This window comes from Streptococcus sp. 22.1 (assembly GCF_016648645.1).
Classification (GTDB): domain Bacteria; phylum Bacillota; class Bacilli; order Lactobacillales; family Streptococcaceae; genus Streptococcus.
The window spans coordinates 43,637-69,843 of sequence record NZ_JACLQK010000011.1 but is presented as its reverse complement, the minus strand read 5'-3'; the positions used below and the strand labels follow the sequence as shown (position 1 = coordinate 69,843).

Here is a 26,207-nt window from a genome sequence, read left to right as displayed (position 1 = left end):
TCTTCATAAGTCAATTTCATAATAAAAACACCCCAAAAGTTAGATTTTTTCTGTCTAACTTTTGGGGTGCAGTTCAGAAAAGATTTTTTTATATTAAGCATCTTGTTCTGTTGTTAAGATAGCAAGTGTCTCAATCAAGTTATCGGCATTAACTTCAATAGTATCACCAGTTGCCTTGATTTTAACTTCGACGACACCTTCGCTGGCCTTTTTACCAACTGTCACACGAATTGGAAGTCCGATAAGGTCACTGTCAGAGAATTTAGAACCAACACGCTCATTACGATCATCTGTCAAGACATCATAGCCTTCAGCCATAAGAGCAGCTTCTAAACGTTCTGTCAAAGCATTGGCTTCCTCATCTTTAGTGTTAACTGTAATCAAGTGAACATCATACGGAGCCAATTCTTTAGGGAAGTTAATTCCCCATGCATAGCGGTATTGACCTTTTGGTGTCTTGTTAACAAAGAGACGTGCATGTTGTTCGATCACAGCTGACAAGATACGGCTAACACCGATACCGTAACATCCCATAATGATTGGAACAGCACGGCCATTTTCATCAAGAACATTAGCACCCATACTTTCAGAGTAACGTGTACCAAGTTTAAAGATATGGCCAATCTCGATACCACGCGCAAACTGAAGGACACCTTGACCGTCTGGTGAAATTTCACCCTCTTTAACTTCACGAATATCCACGTATTCTGCCTTGAAGTCACGCTCTGGATTAACTCCTGTCAAGTGGTAACCATCTTCATTGGCTCCAACGACCGCATTAGCCACGTCTTGAACCTTACGGTCCGCAACGATACGAACATTTTCAGGAAGATTAACTGGACCAAGAGAACCGAAGTTAGCGCCAAAGACTTGACGTGCTTCATCTTCTGTAGCTGGTTCAAGGAAATCAGCAGCAAGGTAGTTTTTCAACTTCACATCGTTAACCTGATCATTACCGACAAGAAGGGCCACCACCGGTTCATCATCAGCAATGAAAAGCAAAGTCTTGATGGTTTGTTCTTCTGGAACATTCAAGAAAGCAGCAACTTCATCAATTGATTTGCAATCTGGTGTTTCAACTCGTGAAACTTCTTCTTGAGTCACAACCTTAGTCGCTGGTGTGTAGGCGTTTGTTGCCATCTCAAGGTTAGCTGCATAGCTTGACTCTGTAGAGTATGCAATCGTATCTTCACCAGATACCAACCATGATGTCAATTCTTTCTTGATTTCTTCCATGACATCTTCTGGAATCTCGTCCAATGAAGCAATTGACTTGTCAAGAACTACCCAACGGTTGAGATCTGTACGCTCAGGAGTAACCGCCATAAATTCTTGAGAATCCTTACCACCCATGGCACCACCATCTCCGATGATACCCTTAAACTCAAGGCCAGCACGTGTAAAGATAGCTTCATAGGCCTTACGGTAGTCTTCATAAGTGACATCCAAATCTTCATAGTTTTGGTGGAAACTATAAGCATCCTTCATGATAAATTCACGTGTACGAAGAAGACCGTTACGAGGACGTTTTTCATCACGGTATTTTGATTGGATTTGGTAGAGATTAAGTGGCAATTGTTTGTATGATTTAACCGCATCACGAACCAAGGCTGTAAACGTTTCTTCGTGAGTTGGACCGAGGATAAAGTCAGATTTATCACGGTTTTTAAGTTTATAAAGGTCTTCGCCGTAAGTTTCATAACGGCCTGACTCACGCCACAAATCTGCTGTCAAAAGCGCTGGCGCCAACATTTCAACCGCACCGATTTTTTCAAACTCCTCACGCATGATGGTTTTGAATTTCTCGATAGCACGATTTGCCAATGGCATATAAGCATAGATACCAGCAGAAACCTGACGCACGTAACCCGCACGTACCATAAGGGCATGACTGATAACTTGAGCATCACTTGGCATTTCACGAAGTGTTGGAATCAACATTTTACTTTGTTTCATCATTTACATACTAAGGAGGCTGGCCCTTGGCTCAAGTCCCTTAGACTTCCTTTCGTTTCTTTGTTTCTAATTAAAAGAAAGCACGCATAATATCATTCCAAGTGACTGCAATCATAAGAACAACCATGATAGCAACACCTGCAAGTGTAATATAGCTTTCAATTTCTTGATTAAGTGGTTTACGACGAATGGCTTCAATAATATTCATAACAATTTTTCCACCGTCAAGGGCTGGAATTGGGATAAGATTGAAAATTCCCAAGTTAATTGAGAGCATCCCCATAAGGTTAAGAATGGAAATCAAGCCATTTTCTGAAGCCTGGGCAGACATCTGGAACATAGCAACCGGTCCACCAAGTTTATTCAAACTAAAGTTGGTGATAAGCCCCTTAAGTGCTACGAGAATTTTGAAGGCCCCTTCCCAAGCCATTTGGAAACCACCAAAAATCTTATCTTTAAGACCTGTTTTTAAAGCAGGAGAAACACCCAAAAAATAGCTACCTTGGTTCTCCTGAGGTTTAACAGAGATTGTTTCTTCCTGACCGTTACTTCTCTTAACTGTCACAGAAAGGCTATCACCTTTGGAGAATTTTTGGGTATTCTCTGTCAATGCTTCCTTCAAGCTGTCCCAATCAGTAACCTTGTCCTTATTGATAGCCTCGATGGCATCACCATTTTTTAAGCCTGCCACCTGAGCAGCACCTCCATCGGCTACCTGGATACGGTTGGTCGATGTATCTTGAACACCACCTTGAACAAAGGCTAAGATAATAAAGACAAGCACCCCAAGAATGAAGTTATTCATAGGACCAGCAAAGTTGGTAATTAAACGTCCCCAAATGCTTGCATTTTGATATTGGACATCCTTAGGAGCGATACGAAGTTCTGTACCATCCTCCTCAACGATAGTGGCATCATGGTCAACCTCATAGGTCTTGGTCTCATCTAGGACTAGACCTGTAATGGTTAACTTATCCTCCAAATCATAGGCGGTGACGTTCATAGGTAAAGCCGTCTGATCAATCTGGCGATCCGAAAGGTTGATACGTCTTACCTTACCGTCTGATCCAATCGTTAGACTGGCAGGGCTACCTGTTTTAATCTCAGTTGTATCTTCACCCCAACCAGCCATACGGACATAACCACCCAAAGGGAGGATACGGATAGTATAAACGGTACCATCCTTACCAGTGTGTGCAAAAATTTTCGGTCCCATACCAATGGCAAATTCACGAACCAAAATTCCTGAGCGTTTGGCGAAAAAGAAATGACCAAACTCATGGAAGACGACAATCACACAGAAAATCAGTAAAAAGGTAATAATAGCTTTCATCTAGACACCTCCACTCTTAAAAAAGTCCTAGGAAGTGCATGATTGGGAAAACAAAGATCCAGCTATCACAACGGTCCAAAATACCACCATGCCCAGGAATAAGATTGCCTGAGTCTTTAACGCCAAAGTGACGTTTAATAGCTGATTCAACCAAATCACCAAATTGACCAAAGATACTAAAGAGAATCGTACAGATAAGCAACCAGAAGAAGTTGTGAGGGGCATAAACGCCGTGGTTAATCAAACCAAAGATAAGAGCCACAATGATTGCGGACAAGATACCACCGACACTACCCTCAATAGTCTTATTTGGTGATACTTTTGGCAATAGCTTATTCTGACCAAATTGACGACCAAAGAGGTAAGCTCCAATATCTGTTGCCCAAACAATAAAAAGGGCAAAGAGAACTTTTTCCCAACTATCCAAACGTGCCGCAATGAGATTTTGGAAACCAAAACCAACATAAAAGGCTGATGCGATTGGATAAGCTGCATCATCAAAAGAATAGTGGTCGCTATTAAGGACTGTCCCCGCTAGAATCAAAAATGAAATAACAGCGAAACCTGTCACACTAGCATTTGTTGGAAGACTGATAAAATACCGATCAATCGGTACAGCCAAGATAAAAGCTGCCACCATTGATAAAATACCCTCGATAGAGAAAATCTCCAAGTGCTTCATGCGAAGCATCTCAGACACTGCAACCATGGCCATGGCTCCAACCAAAAGTTGGAAAGGAAGACCACCGATAAAGAGCAATGGGAGGAAAATGGCTGCTGCCACACCCCCACCAATTAAACGTTCTTGCATGAGAGGTCCTTTCTAGACACCACCGAAGCGACGGTGACGTTTATTGTAGTCAGAGATGGCTTGACGTAGCCCCTGCTGGTCAAAGTCTGGCCAGAAAACATCTGTGAAGTAAAACTCACTATAGGCAGATTGCCAAGGCAAGAAATTACTAAGACGAAGCTCGCCACTCGTACGGATAATCAAATCTGGATCACGGTAGAGGTAAGGCAATTTATCTGTCATCAAATGCTTAGCAATGAGATCTTCATCAATAGCTTCAGGACTGAGTTTGCCTGCTTCAACCTCTTTAGCAATCGCTTGAACTGCAGATACAATCTCCGCACGACCACCATAGTTCAGTGCAAAGTTGAGAACCAAACCGGAATTATGTTTTGTCTGCTCAACTGCCTTTTCAAGAGCATCTAAGGTTTCCTTAGGCAGACGACTGTTATCTCCGATTGTCAAAATACGAACATTGTTTTTGTCTAATTCTGGTACATACTTGTTAAAAAATTCAACTGGCAAATTCATGATGAATTTCACTTCATCTTGTGGGCGTGACCAGTTTTCAGTTGAGAAGGCATATACTGTCAATACCTTAACTCCAAGTTGTGACGCTTCGATAGTTACCTTTTGCAAGGCGTCCATCCCAGCCTTATGCCCCATCACACGTGGTTGTAGACGTTTTTTAGCCCAACGACCATTTCCATCCATAATAATACCGATATGGTTGGGAATATTGTCTAGAACCTCTTGATGAGATTTTTTTCTAAATTTAAACATGGTATATCCTCTAAATATAGTTTACCCTTTATTTTACCACATTTTCAGGGGTTCTGAACAGCTTTTAATACCGATAAGATTAGAAAACGCAAAAAGACCAGGATTTAACCTAGTCTCAAATACACATCTTACTTTTCATCAGCAGACTCAATTGCTGAATCTTCTTCGATAATTGTCTTTTTAGTTGTTTCTGCTGTTTCTGTAGTTGGTGCTGGTGTGATTACTTTCATGATTGAACGACTCAAATCAAAGGTCAAGAAAACACCTTCTGCATCCAAAACAATACGATTATTTTCTTTGTCAATCTCATCGACAATAGCAATCAAACCACCGATTGTTTCAACCTCAGCACCCTTAGCAAGACCTGCAAAACGATCTTCCTGTGCCTTTGCTTGGCGACGACGGCTGAAAGCCACATAAGCAACAATTGCGACCACATAAATGGCCAAAACTAGCATCATATTCATATTTCGTATTCCTCCAATAATTCACTTGGCTACTACTATATCAGATTAAGTCAGGACAAGCAAGACAAATCCTTAGACAGACCACATAAAAACACTTTCCTTACGATGGAAAGTGTTGAATGAGATTACATATCTGCTACGTTGTGATATACCTTTTGAACATCATCGTCTGCTTCAAGCGCATCAATAAGTCCTTCGAAAACTTCAAGGTCTTCACCTTCAAGAGTAACCTCAGTTTGTGGAATCATTTCAAGTTCAGTCACTTGGAACTCTTCTTGTCCGTTAGCACGGAGAGCTTCCAAAGCTTTGTGAAGATCTGTTGGCTCAGTATAAACAGTGATAGTACCATCTTCTGCTTCTACATCTTCAACTTCTACATCTGCTTCAAGCAATTGTTCAAAGATAGCATCTGCATCTTCACCTGCAAATACGATAACACCTTTTTTATCAAACATGTATGAAACAGAACCTGAAGCACCCATGTTACCACCGTTTTTACCAAAGGCAGTACGTACGTTAGCAGCTGTACGGTTAACGTTTGAAGTCAAAGTATCTACGATAATCATAGAACCATTTGGTCCAAAACCTTCATAACGTCCTTCAACGAAAGTTTCATCAGTGTTACCTTTAGCCTTATCAATGGCCTTATCAATAACGTGTTTTGGCACTTGCGCTTGTTTAGCACGCTCCAAAACAAATTTCAAAGCTGAGTTTGATTCTGGATCTGGTTCACCTTGTTTAGCAGCCACATAAATTTCGACACCAAACTTAGCGTAAACCTTAGAGTTTGCACCATCTTTAGCAGTTTTCTTAGCAACGATATTAGCCCATTTACGTCCCATGGGATTCACCTCTTCTAAGAGATTTGTATCTCTGATTTGTTTTTTCTTTTTTGAAAATAGCAAAGCTTGCTAAATTCACAATCCCTTACATTATAGCACTTTGACTGCCGTTAGTAAAATTGAAATAAATCCTAAGCATTTATCATATGAAACATTTACTCAGTCCCCTCTCCCAAACGAATAATCTTATCAAAATATGGTTCATTTCCCTTTATAAGATGGTGGGTAACCGTGATATAAGTGATATTAGGATCACTTAATAAAAGGTGCTCAATACGAGTAGCATTATTATGGTCAAGATTTGCAGTGGCTTCATCAAAAATCACAACAGAACTTCCTTTTAAAAACGCTCTTATCAGGCCTATTCTTTGTTTTTGACCCTCCGAAAAGCTACCGTCGCTTACTTGCTCATCTATACGACTTAAGAAAGATAAAAGATTAACTCTTTCAAGAACTTCCTTGATCTGCGTATCAGTAATAACTTCATTCCAAAGAGTTAGATTGTTCCTCAAGGTATCATTATAGATATGAGTTTGACTCCCAACATAGGCACATTTAGACACGATTGAGTTCTCATCAATCTCTTTTGACTCCAATTTTCCAAACAAGATTGTTCCCTCGTAATCTTTAAGATTGCCTAGGAATATATTAAGCAGGGTTGACTTCCCACTACCTGAGCATCCAGTAATAGCATACTTGCCTCCTTTTTTAAAGGTTTGGGTGAATCCCTCAAAAATAGCCTTCTCTCCAAAATGATAACTTACATTCTCAAAATGAACATCCTGAATTGTCGCTATACAAGTCTTTGGACCCTCTGGAAAATCGTGAAATTTTTTTAAGATAGGATTGACAGACTTAATGGTCACTTGCAGCTGATTAATGGTGGATAGAGAGTTAAAAATATTACCTGATATCTGTCCTACTGAGGTAATGGTTCCAACAGTAATATTTCCAAAAATAATTAACAAGCCAGTTAGAAGAAGTATCAACATCTGGGCGATAACTGAAAATAAAGCCATCAGCGTCTCAGTGCTAGTCTTTCTTTTTGTAAAAATAATTTTTTGTACAATATATTTCTCAACAATGGACCTCACTTGTCTAAGAAATATCTGTTTACGACTAGCGTAATAAACATCCGCATATCCATATAACTGATCGCTTATTCCAGAAACAAGCTCCTCATTCGCTTTGGAAAATATCTCCATTGATTTCTGCATTTTATTGGTAAATGGTTTGGGAAGATAAGTCAGACACAAAGTTAAAAAAATGGCTAGCAGAACAATCCTTACATCATAACTTAATAAGGCGATAATTGAAAACAAAGTGGTGAATACTGTTGAACAAAGAGTATAAATACTTGAAAAGCCATTTGATTCAATCAATTGGATATCATTATTTAATACTGAGAGATGCTCTCCAATATCACTCTTTCTAAATTCACTAAAAGAATGGTGAATAATTTTACTAAGATAAGACTGACGAATAGACAAAGTCATTTTTTGGATTAATTTTGTTTGATGTACCGCAATAATATAATTCAAAACTAAATAAATAATGTAAAGACCTACCTCTAGACCTAAGAGAGCTAAAAAAGATTGGATTCGCTTAGATACCAGCTGATTCGTCATTAAAGCTAAGGTTACCGAGGCACTCACGAAAATAGCAGCATTCAGTGCTAACAGTAGGATATGAACTAAATTGTCATACTTGTATTTAAGAATATAGGTTCTCATAGATTTCCTCACAATCTAAATCACCTTGGTATATAATCAGTTGGATAAATTGAAGACATTGGAATACCATATATCCATTGAAAATTAAAAACCATAGTGATGTCGTACTATGGTCTTAGTTTATTCTATTTTTTAACTCACTCTATAAAATTGTCATATAGTGGAATTTAACAACTCTTGATACTCTGATTCCTTAGCAAGCAATAACTTTTCCGCACCTAAAGTCCTAAGAGTTTCTAAACACCCCTCAATTAGATTTCTCCCTTCAGCAACTTCACCCGACTTTATCAAGTAAGACCCCATTACAAATATCAACTCATGTCTTTCATATAAGAGGACCTCAGGAATTCCACTATCATTGACTAAATCTAAATAGTATTTCGCTGAATCTAGTTCATCACGTCGTAAAAATTCATAAGCTGCATTAATAAGAAGACTAATTCGGATTCTTTGATTTGAGTCGCTATTTCCAAAAAGTCTAGTTCTATACACAATCTCCTTGGTCAAAACATTAAGTGTCTGGGTGGAAATAAACGACATACTATTTCCTAATATGATTAACTCTCTTTTTCCCCATTGTTCAATGCTAAAAAGATAGTCTGTTAATTCCCTTACCTTATTTTCATCAACCTCTTTATTTGAAACACTTGCCAAAAAAGATTCTAGCATAATACTGTTATAGAGAAATGATTTGTCTTGTGTGAGCTCAAATTTACGACGCTCTTCTCCAGCGTACTTCTGTAACGATAAACTATCGTTTTGATAATAAGCCTTACTAGCACTTTCTAATAACTTTTCAGTATGAGTCGGATTATCTTGAGATAAAATACCATAGAACTCTTCAATACTGACATCCAATTTATCTAACAAAAGAAAAAATCTAGATAATGAGATATCAGATTCTCCACGTTCAAATTTTGATAAGAAAGATACTGATAAATAATCACTAGCAAGTTCTTTCAATGTCAAATTCTTTGATAAACGAATTTTTTTCAACAAAGCACCCATTTCCACAGGTCCAATCATGATTCATCCTCCTATGCTTGAACTAATTATAGCAACAATCATCCCTAAATTAAAGAGCCACAAAACCCAACTAGCCCGTCCGAAACGTTTAGAATAAAAGTTCGTAAATTAAGCTACAAGAAATCATTAATGGAGAGTTTTAGCCTACAAATGGTTAAAAAAAGACCAGCCAAAGCTGATCTTATCTGATTACGGCTCTATAATTTCTGTAGTGGGTAAAACCACTATAGAGATTATAGAGCTTTTTGAGTATACACAAAAAGTCCCATAAGAACTATAATGAAAAGCGACGAAACTACCATTAGGAAGAACTTATGAGACCTATTAAGAATACCACAGAATTAATCGGAATTAAAGACCCTAACATCATTATTTCTCTTGTTTTTGAAACTGATACTCATATCGAAATTCATGCAAAACTGGATTACCCTGCACCACCATGCCCACATTGCCAAGGAAAGATGATTAAATATGACTTTCAAAGACCTTCTAAAATCCCTCTTCTAGAGCAAGCTGGAACTCCGACACTACTACGTCTGAAGAAACGTCGCTTCCAGTGTAAAAGTTGTAGGCGAGTCACGGTCGCTGAGACATCAATCGTTGAGAAAAATCACCAAATCTCAAACCTTGTCCGACAAAAGGTTGCTCAACTTCTAACTGAAAAGCTATCATTAACGGATATTGCCAGAAGACTTCGTGTATCGATATCCACTGTCTATCGTAAACTTGACCAGTTTACTTTCAAGGAGCATTATGACAAACTCCCAGCTGTTATGTCCTGGGATGAGCTTGGGTTCAAGAAAGGTGAACTCGCTTTTGTGGCGCAAGACTATGAGACCAACAAACTCATAACTATCCTCGATAATCGCCGTCAAACCACTATTCGAAACTACTTTTTGAAGTATCCGTTGAAAGCTCGCCAAAAGGTACAGTTTATCACGATAGATATGTCAGGAACTTATATGCCACTAGCTCGAAGACTTTTCCCTAACGCCAAAATTGTTCTTGATCGATTTCACATTATCCAGTACCTTGGACGTGCCTTTTTAAAGACAAGAATTGCGATTATGAACCAGTTCGATAAGAAGTCACTACCTTATCGAGCCTTGAAAAATCACTGGCGACTTTTTCAAAAGGACAGTCGTAAGCTATCTTGTAACTCATTTCACTCGAAGACATTTTGTCAAACCTTAAGCCCACATGAAGTCATTGAGAAGACATTGGTCTTTTCAGAAGAGCTCACCGACTACTATACTCTTTATCAGCTTTTGCTTTTTCACTTTCAGGAGAAGAGAGTAGATGAGTTCTTTGAGCTGATAGAGGAAAATAGAAGCAAGGTCAATCACTATTTTCAAACGGTCTTTAGGACTTTTCTTAGACACAAGCAATACATCCAAAATGCACTAGAAACAGACTATTCAAACGCAAAACTGGAAGCTACTAACAAGTTGATTAAAGACATCAAACGGTTGGGCTTCGGTTTTAGAAACTTCATCAACTTTAAGAAACGTATCTTCATCACTCTAAACATAAAAAAAGAGAAGACCTATCTGGTCCTCTCTAGATGTTAGCTTTTCGCCACCCACTACAGTTGACAAACATACTAAGATGAGTAGTGAGAAAATCTCCAACCAGAGAGTACTCACTACTTTTTCGTTAGGTTAAAGTAGTGGGGTCTTGTAAAATTGTAGTATAGCGCTATACGTCACTTGACAAACTGGCAAGAAACCTTGATCAAAAATACCAGGAAAGGTATTTTTTAGCATGCCTTTTTATGGCTCAAAAATTGTTAAAACTAAGACAATAAACTCAGAATAGTACTGTCTTATCTCATTTTTAACTTAAAGCTTTGATAGACTTGATAAATGATAAAAAAGAGCTAATAAAATTTAGAATGCGGAAACTAACTTACTCAACTGTTACTGCTTTTGCAAGGTTTCGTGGTTTATCCACGTCAAGACCCCGTTGTAGAGAAGCATAGTAAGCAATCAACTGAGTTGGAATAACCATTGAGATCGGTGATAAGAATGGATGTACTTGATTGACAATAATATCATCATCAGCTTTAGCTAATTTTTCCTCAACGACTGTTAAAACATTAGCTCCACGAGCAGCAACTTCCTGAATATTACCACGAGTATGAGCAGCCACAACTTCACTTGCAGAAATTAATCCTAAAACTGGAGTACCATCTTCAATCAATGAAATTGTACCGTGTTTCAACTCACCCGCAGCAAAGCCTTCACATTGAATATAAGAGATTTCTTTCAACTTCAATGATGCTTCCATAGCTACATAATAATCATTTCCTCGACCAATGTAGAAAGCATTACGAGTTGTAGCCAACAAGTTCTCAACTTTCTCAGAAATCATATCTTTTTCAGAGAGAGTCGCTTCAATTGACTGAGCAACAATTGATAACTCATGCACTAAATCAAACTCAAGTGCTTCTTTCTTGCCATTTGCTTCACCAACAGCTTTCGCAAGGAAAGCTAGAGCCGCAATCTGAGCAGTATAAGCTTTTGTAGAAGCTACAGCAATTTCAGGCCCTGCATGTAAAAGCATCGTATATGTTGCTTCACGAGAAAGCGTAGAACCAGGTACATTGGTAACAGTCAAACTAGGGATTCCCATTTCGTTAGCTTTCACCAAAACTTGACGGCTATCTGCTGTTTCACCTGATTGACTAAGCAAAACAAACATTGGTTTTTTGCTCAAAAGTGGAATGTTGTAACCCCACTCAGATGCAACACCTATTTCAACTGGTGTATCTGTCAATTTTTCAAACATAGCTTTTGACGCAAAACCAGCATTATATGAAGTCCCAGCTGCTAAGATGTAAATACGATCTGCTTCTTGTACTGACTTGACAATAGCTGGATCAACAGTGATATTTCCTTCATCATCTGCATAGGTAGAAATCAATTTACGCATTACAGTAGGTTGCTCATCAATTTCTTTCAACATATAGTAAGGATAAGTTCCTTTACCAATATCAGAAAGATCAAGTTCAGCTGTATAAGTACCGCGTTCAATAGCATTTCCTTCATAATCGGTAACTGTGATAGCATCTTTGGTCAGAACAACCAACTCTTTATCGTGAATTTCCATAAATTGACTAGTTTCACGAATCATAGCCATGGCATCTGAACAAACCATGTTGTAACCTTCACCAACACCAATCAAAAGTGGAGATTTGTTTTTGGCAACATAAATCGTATCTGGTGCTTGAGAGTCAACAAGAGCAAACGCATATGACCCTTGGATAATATGAAGAGATTTTTTTAAGGCTTCAAGAACTGATAATCCATCTTCGTCAACGAATTTACCAATCAAGTGAACTGCAATCTCAGTATCTGTCTGACCTTTAAATTTGTGTCCTTGCAAGTATTCTTCTTTAATTTGGAGATAGTTTTCAATAACTCCGTTATGAACTAAAACGAAGCGCCCTGTTTCCGAAGTATGTGGGTGAGCATTATCCTCAGTTGCTTGACCATGTGTTGCCCAACGCGTGTGACCAATACCAGTTGATCCCTTAACATCGGAGCTAATTTTAGCACGAAGATCTGCAATACGACCAACTGATTTAACTAGACAACCTTTATCTGGGGCATCAGTCACATAAATACCTGCTGAGTCATAACCGCGATACTCTAACTTTTCGAGACCCTGTATTAAGATATCCACTGCATTACTATTTCCAACAACTCCAACAATTCCACACATTAATTATTACCTGTAGCAACTTTTAAATTACTATCCCTTTCCTACAAATTGGTATAGTTCAATATCCTATTATTGAACCGAACAAAGTCATTATATACCTAGTTTTATTAGTTGTCAACAATTAAATTGGTATAGTCATAAAAGATGACTATCTTCAATTTGTCAAGTAAAAACTTATTATCAGATAATCTAAATCAATTTTTCTTAACAACTATTTAAATGAATAAAAACGAAATTTGTTATACCACTTCCAATTAAACTCTATTTTCCTTTAAAGAACAAAATTTCGCTAATAATTCAGATTTTTTTATTTCTGTGATTTGTAAAACCACTGTAGAGATTATAGAGCTTTTTGAGTATACACAAAAAGTCCCATAAAAATTGTACTGACCCCAAAAAGTTAGACAATTAATTTATCCAAAGGATTTAGTTCTGTATTGCACAGGACTGAGTCCTTTTCTACCATTTGTCAAGCATATCAAGGCATTTGATAAAAAAATAGATTGAATTACATAGTCAAACTAAGGAGTTTGTCTATTTTTGAACTAAAGTTTAGTGTAAAAAGTGCACGCAAAAACAACACCTTACCTAGTGGTTTTTTGATAAGGTGTTACAATCATATGGCATAAACAATTTTACCGATTTTGGGTAGAAGTATAATCGTAAAGCTTGTTATGTGTTATGAGGTAATACATTGTTCTAATGAGACGATGTGTAGAGGCAATCGTGTGTGGTTTGGTTGAAGTCACTTGCGATTGTCTTTTCCGTTTCTCATAGAAGTCTGCTATATGACAAGGATTGGTGTAGCCAGCTGAAGCTATGTTATGAATGCACTTAAAGAGAACCTTTATGGCATAGGGATTCCCACGTTTGGTGATATGTTCCTTTGCTAGAAAGTCCCCAGATTCATAGTGGCTGAGGTCAATGCTGATCAAAGCATTGATTTGATTGGCAGAATGAAATTGACGAATGTCACCAAGTTCGCCAATAATACTTGTCGCTGTGGTTTCAGTGATTCCAGGAATAGAGAGAAGAATCTCGTATTCTGGCAAAGGTTGAGCCAAAGTTACCATCTCCTCTAAAACGCCTTGTCTATATTCAGAAAGCCTAAGTAACTCCCCTGCATAGTATTTGATCTCTTCCATCATTGGAGAGGTTTTCTTGACCTCACAATAAGACTGATTAGCTAGTTTTGTAAGCTTATCTACTAAGTAAGTCACACGTTTTTCAGAGATGCGTTTTGCCGTAGACTGACGGATGATAGCTGTTAATTCGGCGTCATCTAACTCCAGTACAAAACTATTACATGGAAAAGTCATGACCAAGTTCCAATATTGTTCCCACAGTTGGTGAAGATAAGATGTTTTACAATTCAGGAAAAGAGACCTGTAGAACCTTGTGCAGACGATTTTTAGCGCAGAAAATATCCCCAGTAAGATTCTGATAGAAATGGCTGAGGTCGCGTAATTCTTGATAAAGCACTTCTTGGACATAGCTTGGTTTACGATTGAGGATGAACTGAGACGTAGCTAGTTTTTCAGCGTCAATCTTATCTGTTTTACGTACTCGTAAGCTATCTAGTTGTTTTTGTGATTCTAAGGGCTTGAGCAGATTATCAGTCAGGCTTACCCATTAGCTAAACAACAACGTTGCTTGATTCATATTAGTCGAAATCTGGCTAGTAGGGTGAAACGATCTGATCGAGCGGTTATTCTGGGGTAATTTAAAATGATTTATCGTGCTGAAAATTTAGAAATGGCAGTACAAGCTTTAGAGGACTTTATCGCCGAATGGAAACCAAAGTATAGGAAAGTCACGGAAAGCCTGGAGAAAACGGATAATCTTTTAACTTTTTTTCAGTTTCCCTATCAAATTTGGCACAGCATTTATTCGACAAACCTCATTGAGTCTCTTAACAAAGAAATCAAACGTCAAACGAAAAAGAAGGTTCTTTTTCCTAACGAGGAGGCTCTGGAACGTTACTTAGTTACTTTGTTTGAAGATTATAATTTCAAGCAAAGTCAACGAATCCATAAAGGGTTTGGACAATGTTCTGACACACTTGAAAGCTTATTTGATTAGCACTCTATAACTCTACTTGAGTGTTTACACAAAATTATTGACAGTATCATAAAGTCGAAATCAACCTCTGATTCCAATTGGCGAAGAAAGTGATCTTCTGGGACCAATTCGTCTATCGTATAGAAGCCATATTGGCAGCGATGATAATCAGGTTTTTCTTTGTGAAACATAGCTAGCACCTCACAACTTTTCTTACCTCTATTATACAACTTTACAAAAAGAAAAGCCCTTAGAAAAGTGTCTTCTAAGGACTTTGTCTTCAATCCGAACCTCCCCTAAGGGAGGCTGCGTTTAGTTTTAGGCTGCTGCTTTGATAGTTTACAGGATTTGATTTTCTATCCTACTTGAGCTACTTAGAAAATCTGAATGGTAGAACCTTTCTCAATTACTACTGCTTGGTCTGCTGCAACATGGAGAGTGCCCGGCAGACTGCCCTCTTTTGAACCATCAAAAGAAATAGTGATATGGCCCAGTCCAGTTAAATTTTTTTCTACTACATTTCCCACGGCAGTAATCGAATATTCCTGATTATCTACCACCAGCTTGCCGCCTTCTAGTATTGAACCTAGCAGATTTTTGTTATCAATCTTAAAACAATACTCTGCTAAGTCTCCCGGAGCTTCTTCTCCAAATAAAATGAGCATATTAGCGTCTTGAATCATATTCTGAGCTTCAGGTCCCACTTGAATTACTTTAGCTTCAAAAATTTTCTTCATCTAATTCCGATCCATCCTTTCTCTAATCTTTCATGTTCCTAATAGATAAGTTTAAGATACTATTTTTTATATGTGTGCACAACCTAACCATGCTCTACTGATAAAGACCAATACTAGCGACCCAAGCTACTAAGACCCGAGGAACACCATTGAGAAAACGTGAATAGAGAACAGAAGGGACACCAACCTCAACAGTTTCAGCTTTCGCCTCAGATAGCCCAAGTGCTACAGGAATGAAATCACAGCCATTTTGAGTGTTGATAGCAAATATAGCTGGCAGAGCCATTTGAGGCGGAATATTTCCTTTTCCGATTTCGACTCCAATTAAGGTTCCGATAATCTGACTGATAACAGCTCCAGGGCCCAACAAAGGAGATAAGAATGGCAAGGAACAGATAAAGCCAATCAAAATGAGTCCCCAAATGTTCCCAGCTAGAGGAACCATTAGTTTTGCCAGCCAATTTCCAACACCAGAACCCTGAATAACCCCAATTAGTAAAGAAACAAAGGCCATGAAAGGAATAATAGTATTGAGCATTGTTTGGATGGCTTCACGAGCAGCCTGGTTGAAAGTCGCAACAACCTTACCAGCCCCCATCCCAATTCTTGCTACAATACTTGTTTCTGCTTTTTGTTCTGTGATTTTTTTACTAGTATCGTAAGTTGGTTTTTCAGTAACCACCGTTGTCGCTTTTTCATCTTCATTAGCAGCGGAAATTTGATCAAGACCAACTGCTGATACATAGATTTCCTCTGTAATATACTGAGCTAGAGGTCCGCTTTTACCTGTAGCGACAATATTGATCGTCGGAATCCCCTTCTTAGGATAGATTCCACAGCGAAGAGTTCCGCCACAATCTACAATTGCCAAAGCAATTTCCTCATCAGGAATAGATGTTTTAAATCCATTAACAGCTTCCATACCTGTCAAATCAGCAATTTTATCCACAATATCTGGCTTTTCTCCGCCGCCAGTGATATAGATAAATTTATGCTTTGCCTCACTAGGAGTAATGACCAAAGGTCCTCCGAAACCGCCATTTCCTTTAACAACTTTTATACTCTTATATGACATAAATTCACTCTTTCTATCAATCAAATGTTTTACTCAAGGTAACCCCTTGCTGTTTCGCAACATAAGCAGTTGTAAAATCTGTTACCCAGCCACCTACAAAGTTCATGACAATCCCAACAAGCATGTAACGAATGGCTAAGTCCATTTGACTCAAGCCTAAAGTTTGAATCCCTGTCGCGATTCCCATCCATACAAACAATTCCCCAGGATTGATATGCGGAAATACACCATTTGAAGTGTGGCAGAACTGCATCTGAGCTGCTACAAAACTAGGTTTATAATATTCTGGTAAAAAACGTCCCATACTGATTGACATCGGGTTCCCCAGCATAAAGGCTGAAATGAAAGGTAAAATCATATACCGGCTAACAGGATTTTTGGCAGAAATCTTAGCCAGGGAATTGACCTTCTCTTCTCCCAAGAAAGCGATAAGGGTATTCATTGCAATCAATAGCATTAGGACAAGCGGTACAATATTTGTCATCCAGCTAATAAAGGTTTCTCCACCTAATTGGAAGAGTTTCATAAAATTCTCTGCAAATTTTGTAATGTGATTCATAAGGAACCCCTTTTCTTATTTTTTTTTAATAACTGTTTAATAGATAATTGTAAGTAATTCGCATAAAAGCCAAATCCCAAAAAAGAATCAGATGAACTTGTCTCTTTCTCAATACCTGCCTCATGCAAAAGATAGACTTTTCTAGCATCTTCTATGGCTGATTGCATCAACTTATTTTCTTTTCTCACAAGAGGATTATACTTGTCAAAATAATGGATGTCTTCTCCAACATAATCGTCCATATTTTGAAAACGCGCTAAGATTGTGACTCCTTGCATTTTGCTAGCTTTAAGAACCCGACCGTTTTCATCAACCGCGAACATGACAATCGTACCGGATTTGATTCTTCCGGACTTCCTGCCAATCGCTACGCGACCCAGTTTTCGGAGCATCGTATAGGTCTTATTGAAGTCTTTGAGTTGCTGCCAGCCGAGGAACATTTGAAATATATAAGCTGCCATTACAAATACGGCGAAAATTATTAGCGAATTCATTAAAATACTCCTTTGCTCTTAGAAAATGATAGAAACTCTGTCTCTGTTTCTACCGATCTCAATGCCTCTTTCAGAGAAGGCTCTCCTGCAATTCTAAAAATATCATCATACAATTCCAGTAATTCACTTTCCATTTTTGTTTCAATTTCTGAGGGAATGGCGACTAGAAAGATAAATTCAATCCATTCATCTCCTTTTTGATAAGGCTCTTCTAGTTTTCCAAACATTAAAATAGTCTTTGCATAACCCTGGTTAATTGTATGGGGGAAGGCAATTCCTCCACCAAAAATGGTTGATTGCTTTTTCTCCCTATCAATTATCCGTTCTATAAAACCTTTATCAATCATCTGAAGTTTCCCTAACTCTGCAACCATATTTAGCAAGTATTGCTGATAGGTTTTTTGGGGGCTTAATCGAAGAAAGCGTAAGCTAACTGTTTCTAGATTTTTTTGATGAAAAGCATTGGCTTTCTGCCATTCTTCCTGCAGCCATTGATCATCAAAAAGATGATTAACTTGAATGACTGGAGATTTAGAATCTTTATATTTTAGAGGAACTGTCGTAAAAATCGCGAAATAGTCCTGATTCAATTCCACATTAAAATCCTCTTCAGAATACTGAGTAATGTCTACATCATTTCCAAGGACTCGTCTGAGTTGCTGAATAATCATCGCAGCGGTTCCTCTTCCTGTTGTGCAAACTACAGCTATCTGCTTGCGAGAACCCTTAACAGCAGAATTTTGCTTTCTTAAAATCATTTCAAAATACAAAGCCAGATATCCGATTTCAGATAATTCCAATTCTGAACCCAAAATTGCAGATAGTTCTTCTCCAGCAATTTTCGCCATTTCAAAAGCAAAAGGATATTGAGTTTGAACCTCGCCATGAAATATATCATTAGCTTGCACATGGAAAATCAGTCGATTGATTAAAGCGCCTAGATGAGACTTTATTTCTTCAAATAATTCTTCATCATCAAAGTGAACCAACATTGTTTCTTTGACTTTCTTGACAATCCCTTGAAAAATGTTTGCAACCTGTTCAGATTGATAAGACGGCTTGCTTAAAGTGTCAATAAAACGGACATTAAACGGAAAACACAAAAAGTCTATTTCAAACTGACTGAGGGAAATCTTATAAGTCATCTCAATATGATAGATTAATTTCTCAGCCAAAGGTGTCTCTGTTAAATCATTCTTATAATAAGGAATAGGACAATTCAACACCTTAGATGTATGAATACGTTCCACCATAATTGAAATGGTCTTTCGAAGGAGTTCCTGTGTTTCTTTAGGGATTTTATAGTCCTGGACTAGCGTCTCCAGAAAAGAAGAGGTTGCCTCAGTGAGTGTCCTTTCTTCAAAGTAAGGAGCCACTTGGTGAATATAGAGCAAGCGCAAATTCAGCTCGCTCCCCAAGACCTCCAGCCCACGGTTGGGCTTTCCTGAAATAGTAATAGAGTAACTCTCTGCCAAAGATTTTACTTGTTTTAAATCCTTATTAAGGGTACTTCTACTAACACCTACTTCCTCAGCCAAGTCGTCAATAAGAAGAGGGGAGGTTGACTCAATTAAACGTTTTAGCAAATAGGCAATTCTTTTACTGGAAGAATTGAAGTCACTCTCCTGTTTTAAACTACCAGATAAAATCCTTTCCAACTCTGTATAGTCATACACTTCCAACATTAACAGATCATCTTGTGAGATAATCTGGATATTAGGAGCCAAAACATCATTTAATTGTTGGATACTCTTTTGCAAGGTTTGCAAACTAATATCCAGTTCTGAGCGCATATCTACCAAGGAATAAGTTGGCTGCGAAACCATTTTGTCTAAAATATTATACCATCGATTTACTAAGGTCAACTCTCTTCCCCACCTTCATTGTTTTATCCGCGAGTTTTACCTCCGGCAATATTTGTAGTGACACCTGTTATATAGCTAGAACGGTCTGAAATATAGAACGCTACAAGATCAGCTACTTCACGTAGTTTCCCACTCCGTCCCAATGGAGTCGTTGAGGTTGAAGCATAACCAGCTCGAATATCTTCTACCGTCTTTCCACGGGTATAAGCAAGAGCTTCCTCATAAGAAAGAGTTCGAAGTCCCGTAGCTTCCATAATTCCTGGAGCAATTCCAACCACACGTACACCATGCTTACCAAGCTCTTTCGCCCATGAACGAGTGTAACTATAGACTGCTGCTTTTGTTGCAGCATAGGCACTTTGTCCTTCAGAACCTTCCAAGCCTGCTTCTGAAGCCATGTTCACAATTACACCTTTTCCATTTTTCACTAAAATACGTCCTACTGCCTGACTAACCAAATACAAACCTTTTTGATTAATCATTGTTATTTTTTCGAACGTCTCATCGTCCAACTCGTAAGGACCTTTAGGATTTTCTGCATCGATTAATAATCTAGGTACATTAATCCCCGCATTATTGACTACCGCATCAATATTGCCAAATCTTTCAACTATTTTAGCGACTCCTGCTTCTACTTCAGAGCGAGAAGTTACATCAACTTTTACAAATAATAGATTCGGGTGACGCAAATCGTTGTCGCTAAGATCAAAATTCGCTACATTGACTCCTAATTCCAACAATTCTTCGACTATTGCCTTACCAATCCCAGATGACGCACCCGTCACAAGAACTGTTTTGCCTTTAATGTCTAACCAATCATTCATTTTGATACCTCTCAAATTTTATTTACAAGGCAATTATACAGCGCTTTCATAAAAGAATTAAGACACTCTTTTTTACACTGTTCAAAAAATTAATAAACTAATTAAGAGGCTTGTACTAAAAAATCCACTAGAAATGAACTTGTGGATCTTTTTATATTCTAAATGAACTCAAAGCATATGAGAATCAAAGACGTGCATTCAACTCAGCACCAAGCTCTTCAAAGCCTGGTTTACCAAGCAAGGCAAACATATTCTTCTTGTATGCTTCCACACCTGGTTGGTCAAATGGATTGATACCATTCAGGTAGCCAGAAAGAGCAATAGCTAACTCAAAGAAGTAAATAGTATAGCCCAAAGTGAACTCATCTTGCTCAGGCAGGGTCACAAACATATTTGGCACTCCGCCGTCTGTATGAGCTAACAGCACTCCATCTGTTGCTTTCTTATTGACAAAGTCAACATCTTTTCCTTGCAGATAGCCAAGGCCATCCAAGTCTTCTGCTAATTCAGGAATCAACACATTTTTGCGAGGCTTATCTACACGAATAACTGTTTCAAAGAGGATACGAGTTCCTTCTTGAATAAATTGCCCCAAAGAGTGCAGGTCTGTTGAGAAGTTCGCTGAAGTTGGGTAAATACCTTTTTGGTCTTTACCTTCTGACTCACCAGCCAATTGCTTCCACCATTCTGAGAAGTATTGCAATGATGGTTCGTAGTTAGCTAGAACTTCTGTCAGATAACCTTTACGGTACAAGATATTGCGTACAACTGCATATTGATATGCTTCATTTTCAGCCAACTTATCAGAAGCATAAGCCTTGCGAGCAGCATTTGCTCCTTCCATCAACTTGCTGATATCAGCCCCTGCAGCTGCGATTGGCAAGAGTCCCACTGCTGTCAATACTGTAAAACGACCACCAACACTATCAGGCACTACAAAAGTATCCCAGCCATTAGCATCTGCTTCAACCTTAACTGCACCTTTAGCGCGGTCTGTAGTTGCATAAATCCGTTTATTTGCTTCTTCCTGACCATACTTCTTAACCAAGAGTTCTTTGAAGACACGGAAAGCAATAGCAGGCTCTGTAGTTGTTCCTGACTTAGAAATAACGTTGACAGAGAAATCTTTGTCTGATACATAGTCTACCAAATCAGCCAAATAGCTTGATGAGATAGAGTTTCCAGCATAGAGGATTTGAGGTGCCTTACGTTCTTCCTTGCTTTGTAGATTTACAAAAGAATTATTCAAGAAATCAATCGCTGCACGTGCCCCTAAATAAGATCCTCCAATACCGATGACGATTAACACTTCACTATCAGATTGGATTTTAGCAGCCGCCTTTTGAATACGAGCAAATTCATCTTTATCATATTCTTCAGGCAGATTCAACCAGCCTGTCATTTCTGCTCCGGGACCTGTTCCGTTTCGTAGAGCATTATCTGCTGCTGTAACTTGTGCTTGCATGTATTCCACTTCATGTGGTGCAACAAATTTGTCTAATACTTTTGAATAATCAAATGTAATATGAGCCATTAGTTTCTCCTTTAAAAAAATCAATTCTACCCTTTATTCTACTCTTTTATTTATCTTTTGACAATACTTTTTACCCTTATTAGGTCAAGATAGGCTACAGTTACTATCTAAATGCAAGGTCTGCTTCAAGGCCATAGTGATCACTTACTAGAGGTTGATTGTTTCCATCAAAAATGACACTAAGGCGATTTACTGTCCACTCTTGGCTTGCAAAGACATAATCGATACGTAAAGGCTCTTCATTGCCCTTCCAGCCATCGATACCAGGTCCAACTGTATAGCTACCAGTTGTTTCTTTAGCTACTTCAAAACTATCTTGAAGATTGAGTGGGCTAGCCAAAATGGCTTGATAACCTTCGCGACCTGCTGGGTTGTTAAAGTCACCTGCTAGGATGAGTGGTTTTCCAATAGCTTTGAAACGTTCCTCAATACGTACCCACTCTTCTTGGAAACCTTTGTCCCACCATGAAAGGTGAACACTAGCAACAGCCACTTCTCGGCCATCTACAGTGGTTTCAGCAACTGCTACACGGCGTGTATGGTAGTCAGTTGGATCATCAACATCTGAAACCAAGATTTCGCTAGCTGTCAATGGTTGACGTGACAAGACGGCAACCCCTTCATTAAGGTGATCATAACCAATGTGATTATAAGCCCAAGTCCAATGGTATTGAAGACCTTCTTCAGCCAACTTTTCCACAAGAAGACGGACAAAGTGATCTTGGTGGATTGGTGTTGCTGATGGAAGTGCATGATAGTAATCATCCGTGTCTACAACAGAAGTCTCTATTTCTTGGTTAACTTCTTGGAAGCAAATAATATCATACTGAGCTTTAAGAATCTGTTCCTTTAAGGTTTGGAATTTCCCTTCTGCATCTTCTTCCATCCAACTGTGGGTATTTAAAGTTAGAAATTTCATAAGTTTATCCCTCTTCTGACTTGCATCTAGAAATGACATAGGGTCATTTACAAACAAAACAGCCCAAGGGCTGTCTGCTTGTTTATCGTTTAGCAAATTAAAGTTCTACTTTTGCAACTGGAGCGTTAGCAGCCAATTTACCTGTATGTTCTACTTTAACTGATTTGATTGCATCTACATTTGTAAAGACAACAACTGTAGATGTTTCACGACCTGCTTCACGGATAGCATCAAGGTTCGCTTCAACCAAGAGATCACCTGCAGCAACTGTTTGACCTTCAGTAACTTTAACGTCGAATGGTTTACCTTCAAGACTAACAGTGTCAAGTCCGATGTGAACCAAAACTTCAAGACCATTGTCTGTTACCAAACCAAGAGCGTGTTTAGTTGGGAAGATGCTTGTCACTTTACCAGCTACTGGTGAAACGATTTTACCGTTTTCTGGTTCTACAGCGAAACCGTCACCCATCATTTTTTGTGAGAATACTGGGTCTTTAACATCTTCGATGTTGATAACTTGACCATCAGCAACTGAATGTACTTCGTCAGTCACACCTTTGAAGGTAGCTTCTGCTTTTTGAACAGCAGTCATTTGACTTGGAAGTGTTTCAGGAATAACTTCACCTGAATCAAGAACGTCTTGAATATCAGATTTCAATACGTCTGCTTTAGGACCATAGATAGCTTGAACCCCTTGTCCTTTCATGACAAGACCCATAGCTCCTTCAGCTTTCCATTGTTCTTCAGTTCCGACTTTATCAGCATCTTTAACAGTAACACGGAGACGAGTCATACATGCGTCAACGTCGACGATGTTAGCACGTCCACCAAGAAGGTTGATGATGTTGATAACTTGTGAGCTTGCTGAGCTTGTTCCAGCACTTGCTGATCCAGCAGATTCTGATGGAGCATCATCACCTTGCTCATAGTTACCGTTACGTCCTGGTGTAGCGTAGTCAAATTTCTTAATCATGAAGTTCGCGATGAAGAACATGATAACACCAAAGAGTACAGTTACCCAAATGAAGTTAACGATATCCATCGCCAAACCAGCGTTAATAGCAAGTGGTGTACGTGTCAAGAACTCGATAGAACCGAATGAGTGAACACGAAGGTTAACGATATCAGCCATGGCAAAGGCACATCCTTGTACCAAAGCATAAACGATGTAAAGTGGAGTAGCCACGAACATGAACATGTACTCGATTGGCTCTGTTACCCCTGTCAAGAATGTTGCAAGTGCAGTTGCAGTCAACATCCCTTTGTATTGATGTTTTTTATCATCATCGACGTTACGGTAGATGGCTACGACGATACCCATCAAGATACCGAATGAACCGATCATTTGACCAACTTTAAAGCGGGCTGGTGTAACAGATTCAAGAAGGTGTTTGTATTGTTCTGGGTGTGCACCTTTAAGGTTTGCAAGGTCAGTAACCCAAGCAAGCCAGAGTGGGTCTTGACCCAATACTTCAGTACCTTTAGCGGCACCAGTCAATACGTGGTAAGTACCACCCAATTGAGTGTAGTTAATTGGGATAGTCAACATGTGGTGGAGACCAAATGGCAAGAGAAGACGTTCCAAAGTACCGAACAAGAACGGTGCCAAGATTGGAGCAGTTTCTTTTGAGTTGGCAATCCACATACCGAAGCCGTTGATTCCTGATTGGATAACTGGCCATACGATAGCAAGGACGATAGCTGCGATAGCTGAACGAAGAATAACTACGAATGGTACGAAGCGTTTACCATTGAAGAATGACAAAGCTTCTGGCAATTTACGGAAGTTATAGTATTTGTTGAAGGCAGTAGCTCCGATGAAACCAGAGATGATACCTACGAACACACCCATGTTGAGGGCTGGAGCTTCCAAAACACTGATGAAGTAATCAGATACCTTGATTGATTGACCAAAAATGGTGTGGACTGTAGCAGCCTTATCAGCAAGAATATCTGAAGTAACACCAAAGATTGAACCAGTCAAACGGTTAATCAAGATAAAGGCAAGACCTGCCGCAAAGGCACCGCCTGCACGTTCCTTAGCCCAGCTACCACCAATGGCAAGGGCGAACAAGATGTGAAGGTTACCGATAACCCCCCAACCAATCTGCTCAAGAAATCCACCAGTAATAACGAGTGGTGCCATGTTTGGATTAATCATGGCAATCGTTTTACCGATAGAAATCATGAGACCTGCTGCTGGCATAACCGCGATAACAACCATGAGGGCTTTACCGAATTTTTGCCAGAACTCAAAGCCAAATTTTTCTTTTAGCTTATTCATTTCATTTCCTCCTACGTTTTGATGCAAACGTTTGCATAACTTATGTAATTATTATAGCATCTTTTTACAATTTGTAAAGCGTTTTCGTAAACTTTTTTTGAATTTTTTTACAAATTTAAAAAACCCCAGAAAAACCGGGGTTACTTGATTATTTTTAAGCCATAAGGACCATCAAAATTGGAATTACAATCATGGTAGCAAGGGTAGTCTCAGTAACCATGACAGCAGCGTAATCACTATCAGCCCCATATAGTTTAGCAACGACTGGAGCATTGGTCATGACAGGCATAGCCGACTGGATGATAAAAACTTGCTTCATCAAAGTTGGGAGGGGCGCCCAATATACGATGGTAGCCATTAAGAGAGGAGCAACCACAAAGCGTCCCAGCAAAATCAGTAACTGGTCCTTTTTAAGAACCAACTGCTTGACACCTGCATTGGATACTGACAAACCGATGAAAATCATAGATAAAGGAGTCGTCAAACTACCTAAATACTGCAAGTCACTGGCTAAAAAGCTTGGTAATTTAATATGGAGGATAACAATAAGAAGGCCTAACATGAAGCCCATTAGAGGGGGGGAAAAGATTTTTTTCAGACTTGTTCTTAAATCAAATTCAGCGTCTCCTTCCCCATCACGTTGGATGAGGTAGGTCCCCAAGGTCCAGAAAAAGGTCGTATTGCACATATAATAGATAAGAACATAGGGGATACTAGCGTCGCCAAAGAGGGCTTGATTGATAGGGAGCCCCACAAAAATGGTATTCGAATTAAAAAACATGGAAATAAAGAGACCACGACGCTCCTTTTTCACTGCAAAAATTCTAGCCACCGCTGTCGCAATCCCGAGTAAAATCACCATAGAAAGTGTAGGAAAACGCAATTCCGGCAACATTTTAAGTAGGTCTGCCGCTGTGAAACGCTGTGTAATCGTATAGAGCATATAACAAGGAAGGGCAATTTGAGTGACTAGCTTAGCTATAAGACCACGTGACTTGTCGTCAAACCAGCCTTTTTCACCCATTACGAATCCCACTAAAATCATACCCAAAATGACTAGGATTCCCGATATACTCGTTAGAAAGATTTCCATGTTTTCTCCTTTTTTGTTACTATTACAAATGATAGTGGATACCAGAGAAATATAATCATCATTTCTGCCTAGAAAGCTACCATTCTTATTTTAACTTCTCTCAAAA

The 26,207-nt window shown here is 38.8% G+C and carries 19 protein-coding genes and 3 pseudogenes; 2 read left to right on the top strand and 20 right to left on the bottom strand.

The window, feature by feature from the left end; translation table 11 throughout:
- Nucleotides 1-93: 93 nt before the first annotated feature.
- From H7U04_RS06990 to H7U04_RS06955, 8 genes are all read right to left on the bottom strand, one after another.
- On the bottom strand, nt 94-1,956 hold the full coding sequence (locus tag H7U04_RS06990) for a proline--tRNA ligase (protein WP_183138085.1): 1,863 nt from the start codon (nt 1,954-1,956) through the stop codon (nt 94-96).
- A gap of 70 nt (nt 1,957-2,026) precedes the next feature.
- A complete protein-coding gene (locus H7U04_RS06985; protein WP_014633647.1) occupies nt 2,027-3,289 on the bottom strand; it encodes a M50 family metallopeptidase in 1,263 nt (420 codons plus the stop codon).
- Between the two features lie 16 nt (nt 3,290-3,305).
- Complete coding sequence (locus H7U04_RS06980) at nt 3,306-4,100, bottom strand: phosphatidate cytidylyltransferase (RefSeq protein WP_201059457.1); 795 nt, start codon at nt 4,098-4,100, stop codon at nt 3,306-3,308.
- Between the two features lie 12 nt (nt 4,101-4,112).
- On the bottom strand, nt 4,113-4,862 hold the full coding sequence (locus H7U04_RS06975; RefSeq protein ID WP_002886457.1) for an isoprenyl transferase: 750 nt from the start codon (nt 4,860-4,862) through the stop codon (nt 4,113-4,115).
- Between the two features lie 128 nt (nt 4,863-4,990).
- Nucleotides 4,991-5,329 (bottom strand): preprotein translocase subunit YajC, encoded by a 339-nt coding sequence (locus tag H7U04_RS06970; RefSeq protein WP_002886455.1) that lies wholly within the window; start codon nt 5,327-5,329, stop codon nt 4,991-4,993.
- Nucleotides 5,330-5,454: 125 nt separating this feature from the next.
- The gene (locus tag H7U04_RS06965; RefSeq protein ID WP_002883635.1) at nt 5,455-6,171 is read right to left on the bottom strand and encodes a YebC/PmpR family DNA-binding transcriptional regulator; all 717 of its coding nucleotides are present in this window, start codon (nt 6,169-6,171) and stop codon (nt 5,455-5,457) included.
- A 155-nt stretch (nt 6,172-6,326) separates the two neighbouring features.
- Nucleotides 6,327-7,904: an ATP-binding cassette domain-containing protein gene (locus H7U04_RS06960; RefSeq protein WP_022496557.1), complete on the bottom strand. Its 1,578-nt coding sequence runs from the start codon at nt 7,902-7,904 to the stop codon at nt 6,327-6,329.
- 153 nt (nt 7,905-8,057) lie between these two features.
- The gene (locus tag H7U04_RS06955; RefSeq protein ID WP_037600167.1) at nt 8,058-8,930 is read right to left on the bottom strand and encodes a helix-turn-helix domain-containing protein; all 873 of its coding nucleotides are present in this window, start codon (nt 8,928-8,930) and stop codon (nt 8,058-8,060) included.
- A gap of 314 nt (nt 8,931-9,244) precedes the next feature.
- Between H7U04_RS06955 and H7U04_RS06950 the strand changes: the two are divergent.
- Nucleotides 9,245-10,494, top strand: a pseudogene (locus H7U04_RS06950) (ISL3 family transposase).
- Between the two features lie 344 nt (nt 10,495-10,838).
- Here the strand turns inward: H7U04_RS06950 and glmS are convergent.
- Together glmS and H7U04_RS06940 are read right to left on the bottom strand one after the other, a co-directional pair.
- Nucleotides 10,839-12,656 carry a glutamine--fructose-6-phosphate transaminase (isomerizing) gene (gene glmS / locus H7U04_RS06945; protein ID WP_022496548.1) on the bottom strand — a complete coding sequence of 606 codons (1,818 nt, stop codon included), beginning with the start codon at nt 12,654-12,656 and terminating at the stop codon, nt 10,839-10,841.
- Between the two features lie 635 nt (nt 12,657-13,291).
- Nucleotides 13,292-14,264 (bottom strand): annotated as a pseudogene (locus H7U04_RS06940) (transposase); the annotation flags it as partial.
- Between H7U04_RS06940 and H7U04_RS06930 the strand changes: the two are divergent.
- A pseudogene (locus H7U04_RS06930) lies at nt 14,256-14,738 on the top strand (transposase); the annotation flags it as partial. The pseudogenes H7U04_RS06940 and H7U04_RS06930 sit on opposite strands and share 9 nt — an antisense overlap.
- Before the next feature lie 353 nt (nt 14,739-15,091).
- Here H7U04_RS06930 and H7U04_RS06925 read toward each other — a convergent pair.
- The 10 genes from H7U04_RS06925 to H7U04_RS06880 form a co-directional block, all read right to left on the bottom strand.
- On the bottom strand, nt 15,092-15,454 hold the full coding sequence (locus tag H7U04_RS06925; RefSeq protein ID WP_022496545.1) for a PTS glucitol/sorbitol transporter subunit IIA: 363 nt from the start codon (nt 15,452-15,454) through the stop codon (nt 15,092-15,094).
- Between the two features lie 94 nt (nt 15,455-15,548).
- Nucleotides 15,549-16,529: a PTS glucitol/sorbitol transporter subunit IIB gene (locus H7U04_RS06920; RefSeq protein WP_022496544.1), complete on the bottom strand. Its 981-nt coding sequence runs from the start codon at nt 16,527-16,529 to the stop codon at nt 15,549-15,551.
- A 16-nt stretch (nt 16,530-16,545) separates the two neighbouring features.
- Nucleotides 16,546-17,088 carry a PTS glucitol/sorbitol transporter subunit IIC gene (locus H7U04_RS06915; RefSeq protein WP_022496543.1) on the bottom strand — a complete coding sequence of 181 codons (543 nt, stop codon included), beginning with the start codon at nt 17,086-17,088 and terminating at the stop codon, nt 16,546-16,548.
- Complete coding sequence (locus H7U04_RS06910) at nt 17,085-17,582, bottom strand: transcriptional regulator GutM (RefSeq protein ID WP_022496542.1); 498 nt, start codon at nt 17,580-17,582, stop codon at nt 17,085-17,087. The genes H7U04_RS06915 and H7U04_RS06910 overlap by 4 nt, the downstream gene beginning before the upstream one ends.
- Nucleotides 17,582-19,408, bottom strand: coding sequence for a BglG family transcription antiterminator (locus tag H7U04_RS06905; RefSeq protein WP_079119902.1), 1,827 nt, complete (start codon nt 19,406-19,408; stop codon nt 17,582-17,584). The genes H7U04_RS06910 and H7U04_RS06905 overlap by 1 nt, the downstream gene beginning before the upstream one ends.
- Nucleotides 19,409-19,470: 62 nt before the next feature.
- On the bottom strand, nt 19,471-20,271 hold the full coding sequence (locus tag H7U04_RS06900) for an SDR family oxidoreductase (protein ID WP_022496540.1): 801 nt from the start codon (nt 20,269-20,271) through the stop codon (nt 19,471-19,473).
- 184 nt (nt 20,272-20,455) lie between these two features.
- Nucleotides 20,456-21,805: a glucose-6-phosphate isomerase gene (locus H7U04_RS06895; protein WP_022496539.1), complete on the bottom strand. Its 1,350-nt coding sequence runs from the start codon at nt 21,803-21,805 to the stop codon at nt 20,456-20,458.
- Nucleotides 21,806-21,908: 103 nt separating this feature from the next.
- Nucleotides 21,909-22,724, bottom strand: coding sequence for an endonuclease/exonuclease/phosphatase family protein (locus tag H7U04_RS06890; RefSeq protein WP_037600399.1), 816 nt, complete (start codon nt 22,722-22,724; stop codon nt 21,909-21,911).
- 97 nt (nt 22,725-22,821) lie between these two features.
- The gene (locus H7U04_RS06885) at nt 22,822-25,008 is read right to left on the bottom strand and encodes a PTS transporter subunit IIBC (protein ID WP_037600157.1); all 2,187 of its coding nucleotides are present in this window, start codon (nt 25,006-25,008) and stop codon (nt 22,822-22,824) included.
- Between the two features lie 154 nt (nt 25,009-25,162).
- Nucleotides 25,163-26,101, bottom strand: a complete 939-nt coding sequence (locus tag H7U04_RS06880; RefSeq protein ID WP_037600155.1) for an AEC family transporter — start codon at nt 26,099-26,101, stop codon at nt 25,163-25,165.
- Between the last annotated feature and the right edge of the window lie 106 nt (nt 26,102-26,207).

Coding starts and splice junctions, on each gene's coding strand:
- H7U04_RS06895 (WP_022496539.1), bottom strand. CDS start 21,805: ATGGCTCATATTACATTTGATTATTCAAAAGTATTAGACAAATTTGTT.
- H7U04_RS06880 (WP_037600155.1), bottom strand. CDS start 26,101: ATGGAAATCTTTCTAACGAGTATATCGGGAATCCTAGTCATTTTGGGT.
- H7U04_RS06905 (WP_079119902.1), bottom strand. CDS start 19,408: ATGGTTTCGCAGCCAACTTATTCCTTGGTAGATATGCGCTCAGAACTG.
- H7U04_RS06975 (WP_002886457.1), bottom strand. CDS start 4,862: ATGTTTAAATTTAGAAAAAAATCTCATCAAGAGGTTCTAGACAATATT.
- H7U04_RS06925 (WP_022496545.1), bottom strand. CDS start 15,454: ATGAAGAAAATTTTTGAAGCTAAAGTAATTCAAGTGGGACCTGAAGCT.
- H7U04_RS06955 (WP_037600167.1), bottom strand. CDS start 8,930: ATGATTGGACCTGTGGAAATGGGTGCTTTGTTGAAAAAAATTCGTTTA.
- H7U04_RS06990 (WP_183138085.1), bottom strand. CDS start 1,956: ATGAAACAAAGTAAAATGTTGATTCCAACACTTCGTGAAATGCCAAGT.
- H7U04_RS06970 (WP_002886455.1), bottom strand. CDS start 5,329: ATGAATATGATGCTAGTTTTGGCCATTTATGTGGTCGCAATTGTTGCT.
- H7U04_RS06915 (WP_022496543.1), bottom strand. CDS start 17,088: ATGAATCACATTACAAAATTTGCAGAGAATTTTATGAAACTCTTCCAA.
- H7U04_RS06910 (WP_022496542.1), bottom strand. CDS start 17,582: ATGAATTCGCTAATAATTTTCGCCGTATTTGTAATGGCAGCTTATATA.
- H7U04_RS06985 (WP_014633647.1), bottom strand. CDS start 3,289: ATGAAAGCTATTATTACCTTTTTACTGATTTTCTGTGTGATTGTCGTC.
- H7U04_RS06960 (WP_022496557.1), bottom strand. CDS start 7,904: ATGAGAACCTATATTCTTAAATACAAGTATGACAATTTAGTTCATATC.
- H7U04_RS06965 (WP_002883635.1), bottom strand. CDS start 6,171: ATGGGACGTAAATGGGCTAATATCGTTGCTAAGAAAACTGCTAAAGAT.
- H7U04_RS06885 (WP_037600157.1), bottom strand. CDS start 25,008: ATGAATAAGCTAAAAGAAAAATTTGGCTTTGAGTTCTGGCAAAAATTC.
- glmS (WP_022496548.1), bottom strand. CDS start 12,656: ATGTGTGGAATTGTTGGAGTTGTTGGAAATAGTAATGCAGTGGATATC.
- H7U04_RS06900 (WP_022496540.1), bottom strand. CDS start 20,271: ATGAATGATTGGTTAGACATTAAAGGCAAAACAGTTCTTGTGACGGGT.
- H7U04_RS06920 (WP_022496544.1), bottom strand. CDS start 16,529: ATGTCATATAAGAGTATAAAAGTTGTTAAAGGAAATGGCGGTTTCGGA.
- H7U04_RS06980 (WP_201059457.1), bottom strand. CDS start 4,100: ATGCAAGAACGTTTAATTGGTGGGGGTGTGGCAGCAGCCATTTTCCTC.
- H7U04_RS06890 (WP_037600399.1), bottom strand. CDS start 22,724: ATGAAATTTCTAACTTTAAATACCCACAGTTGGATGGAAGAAGATGCA.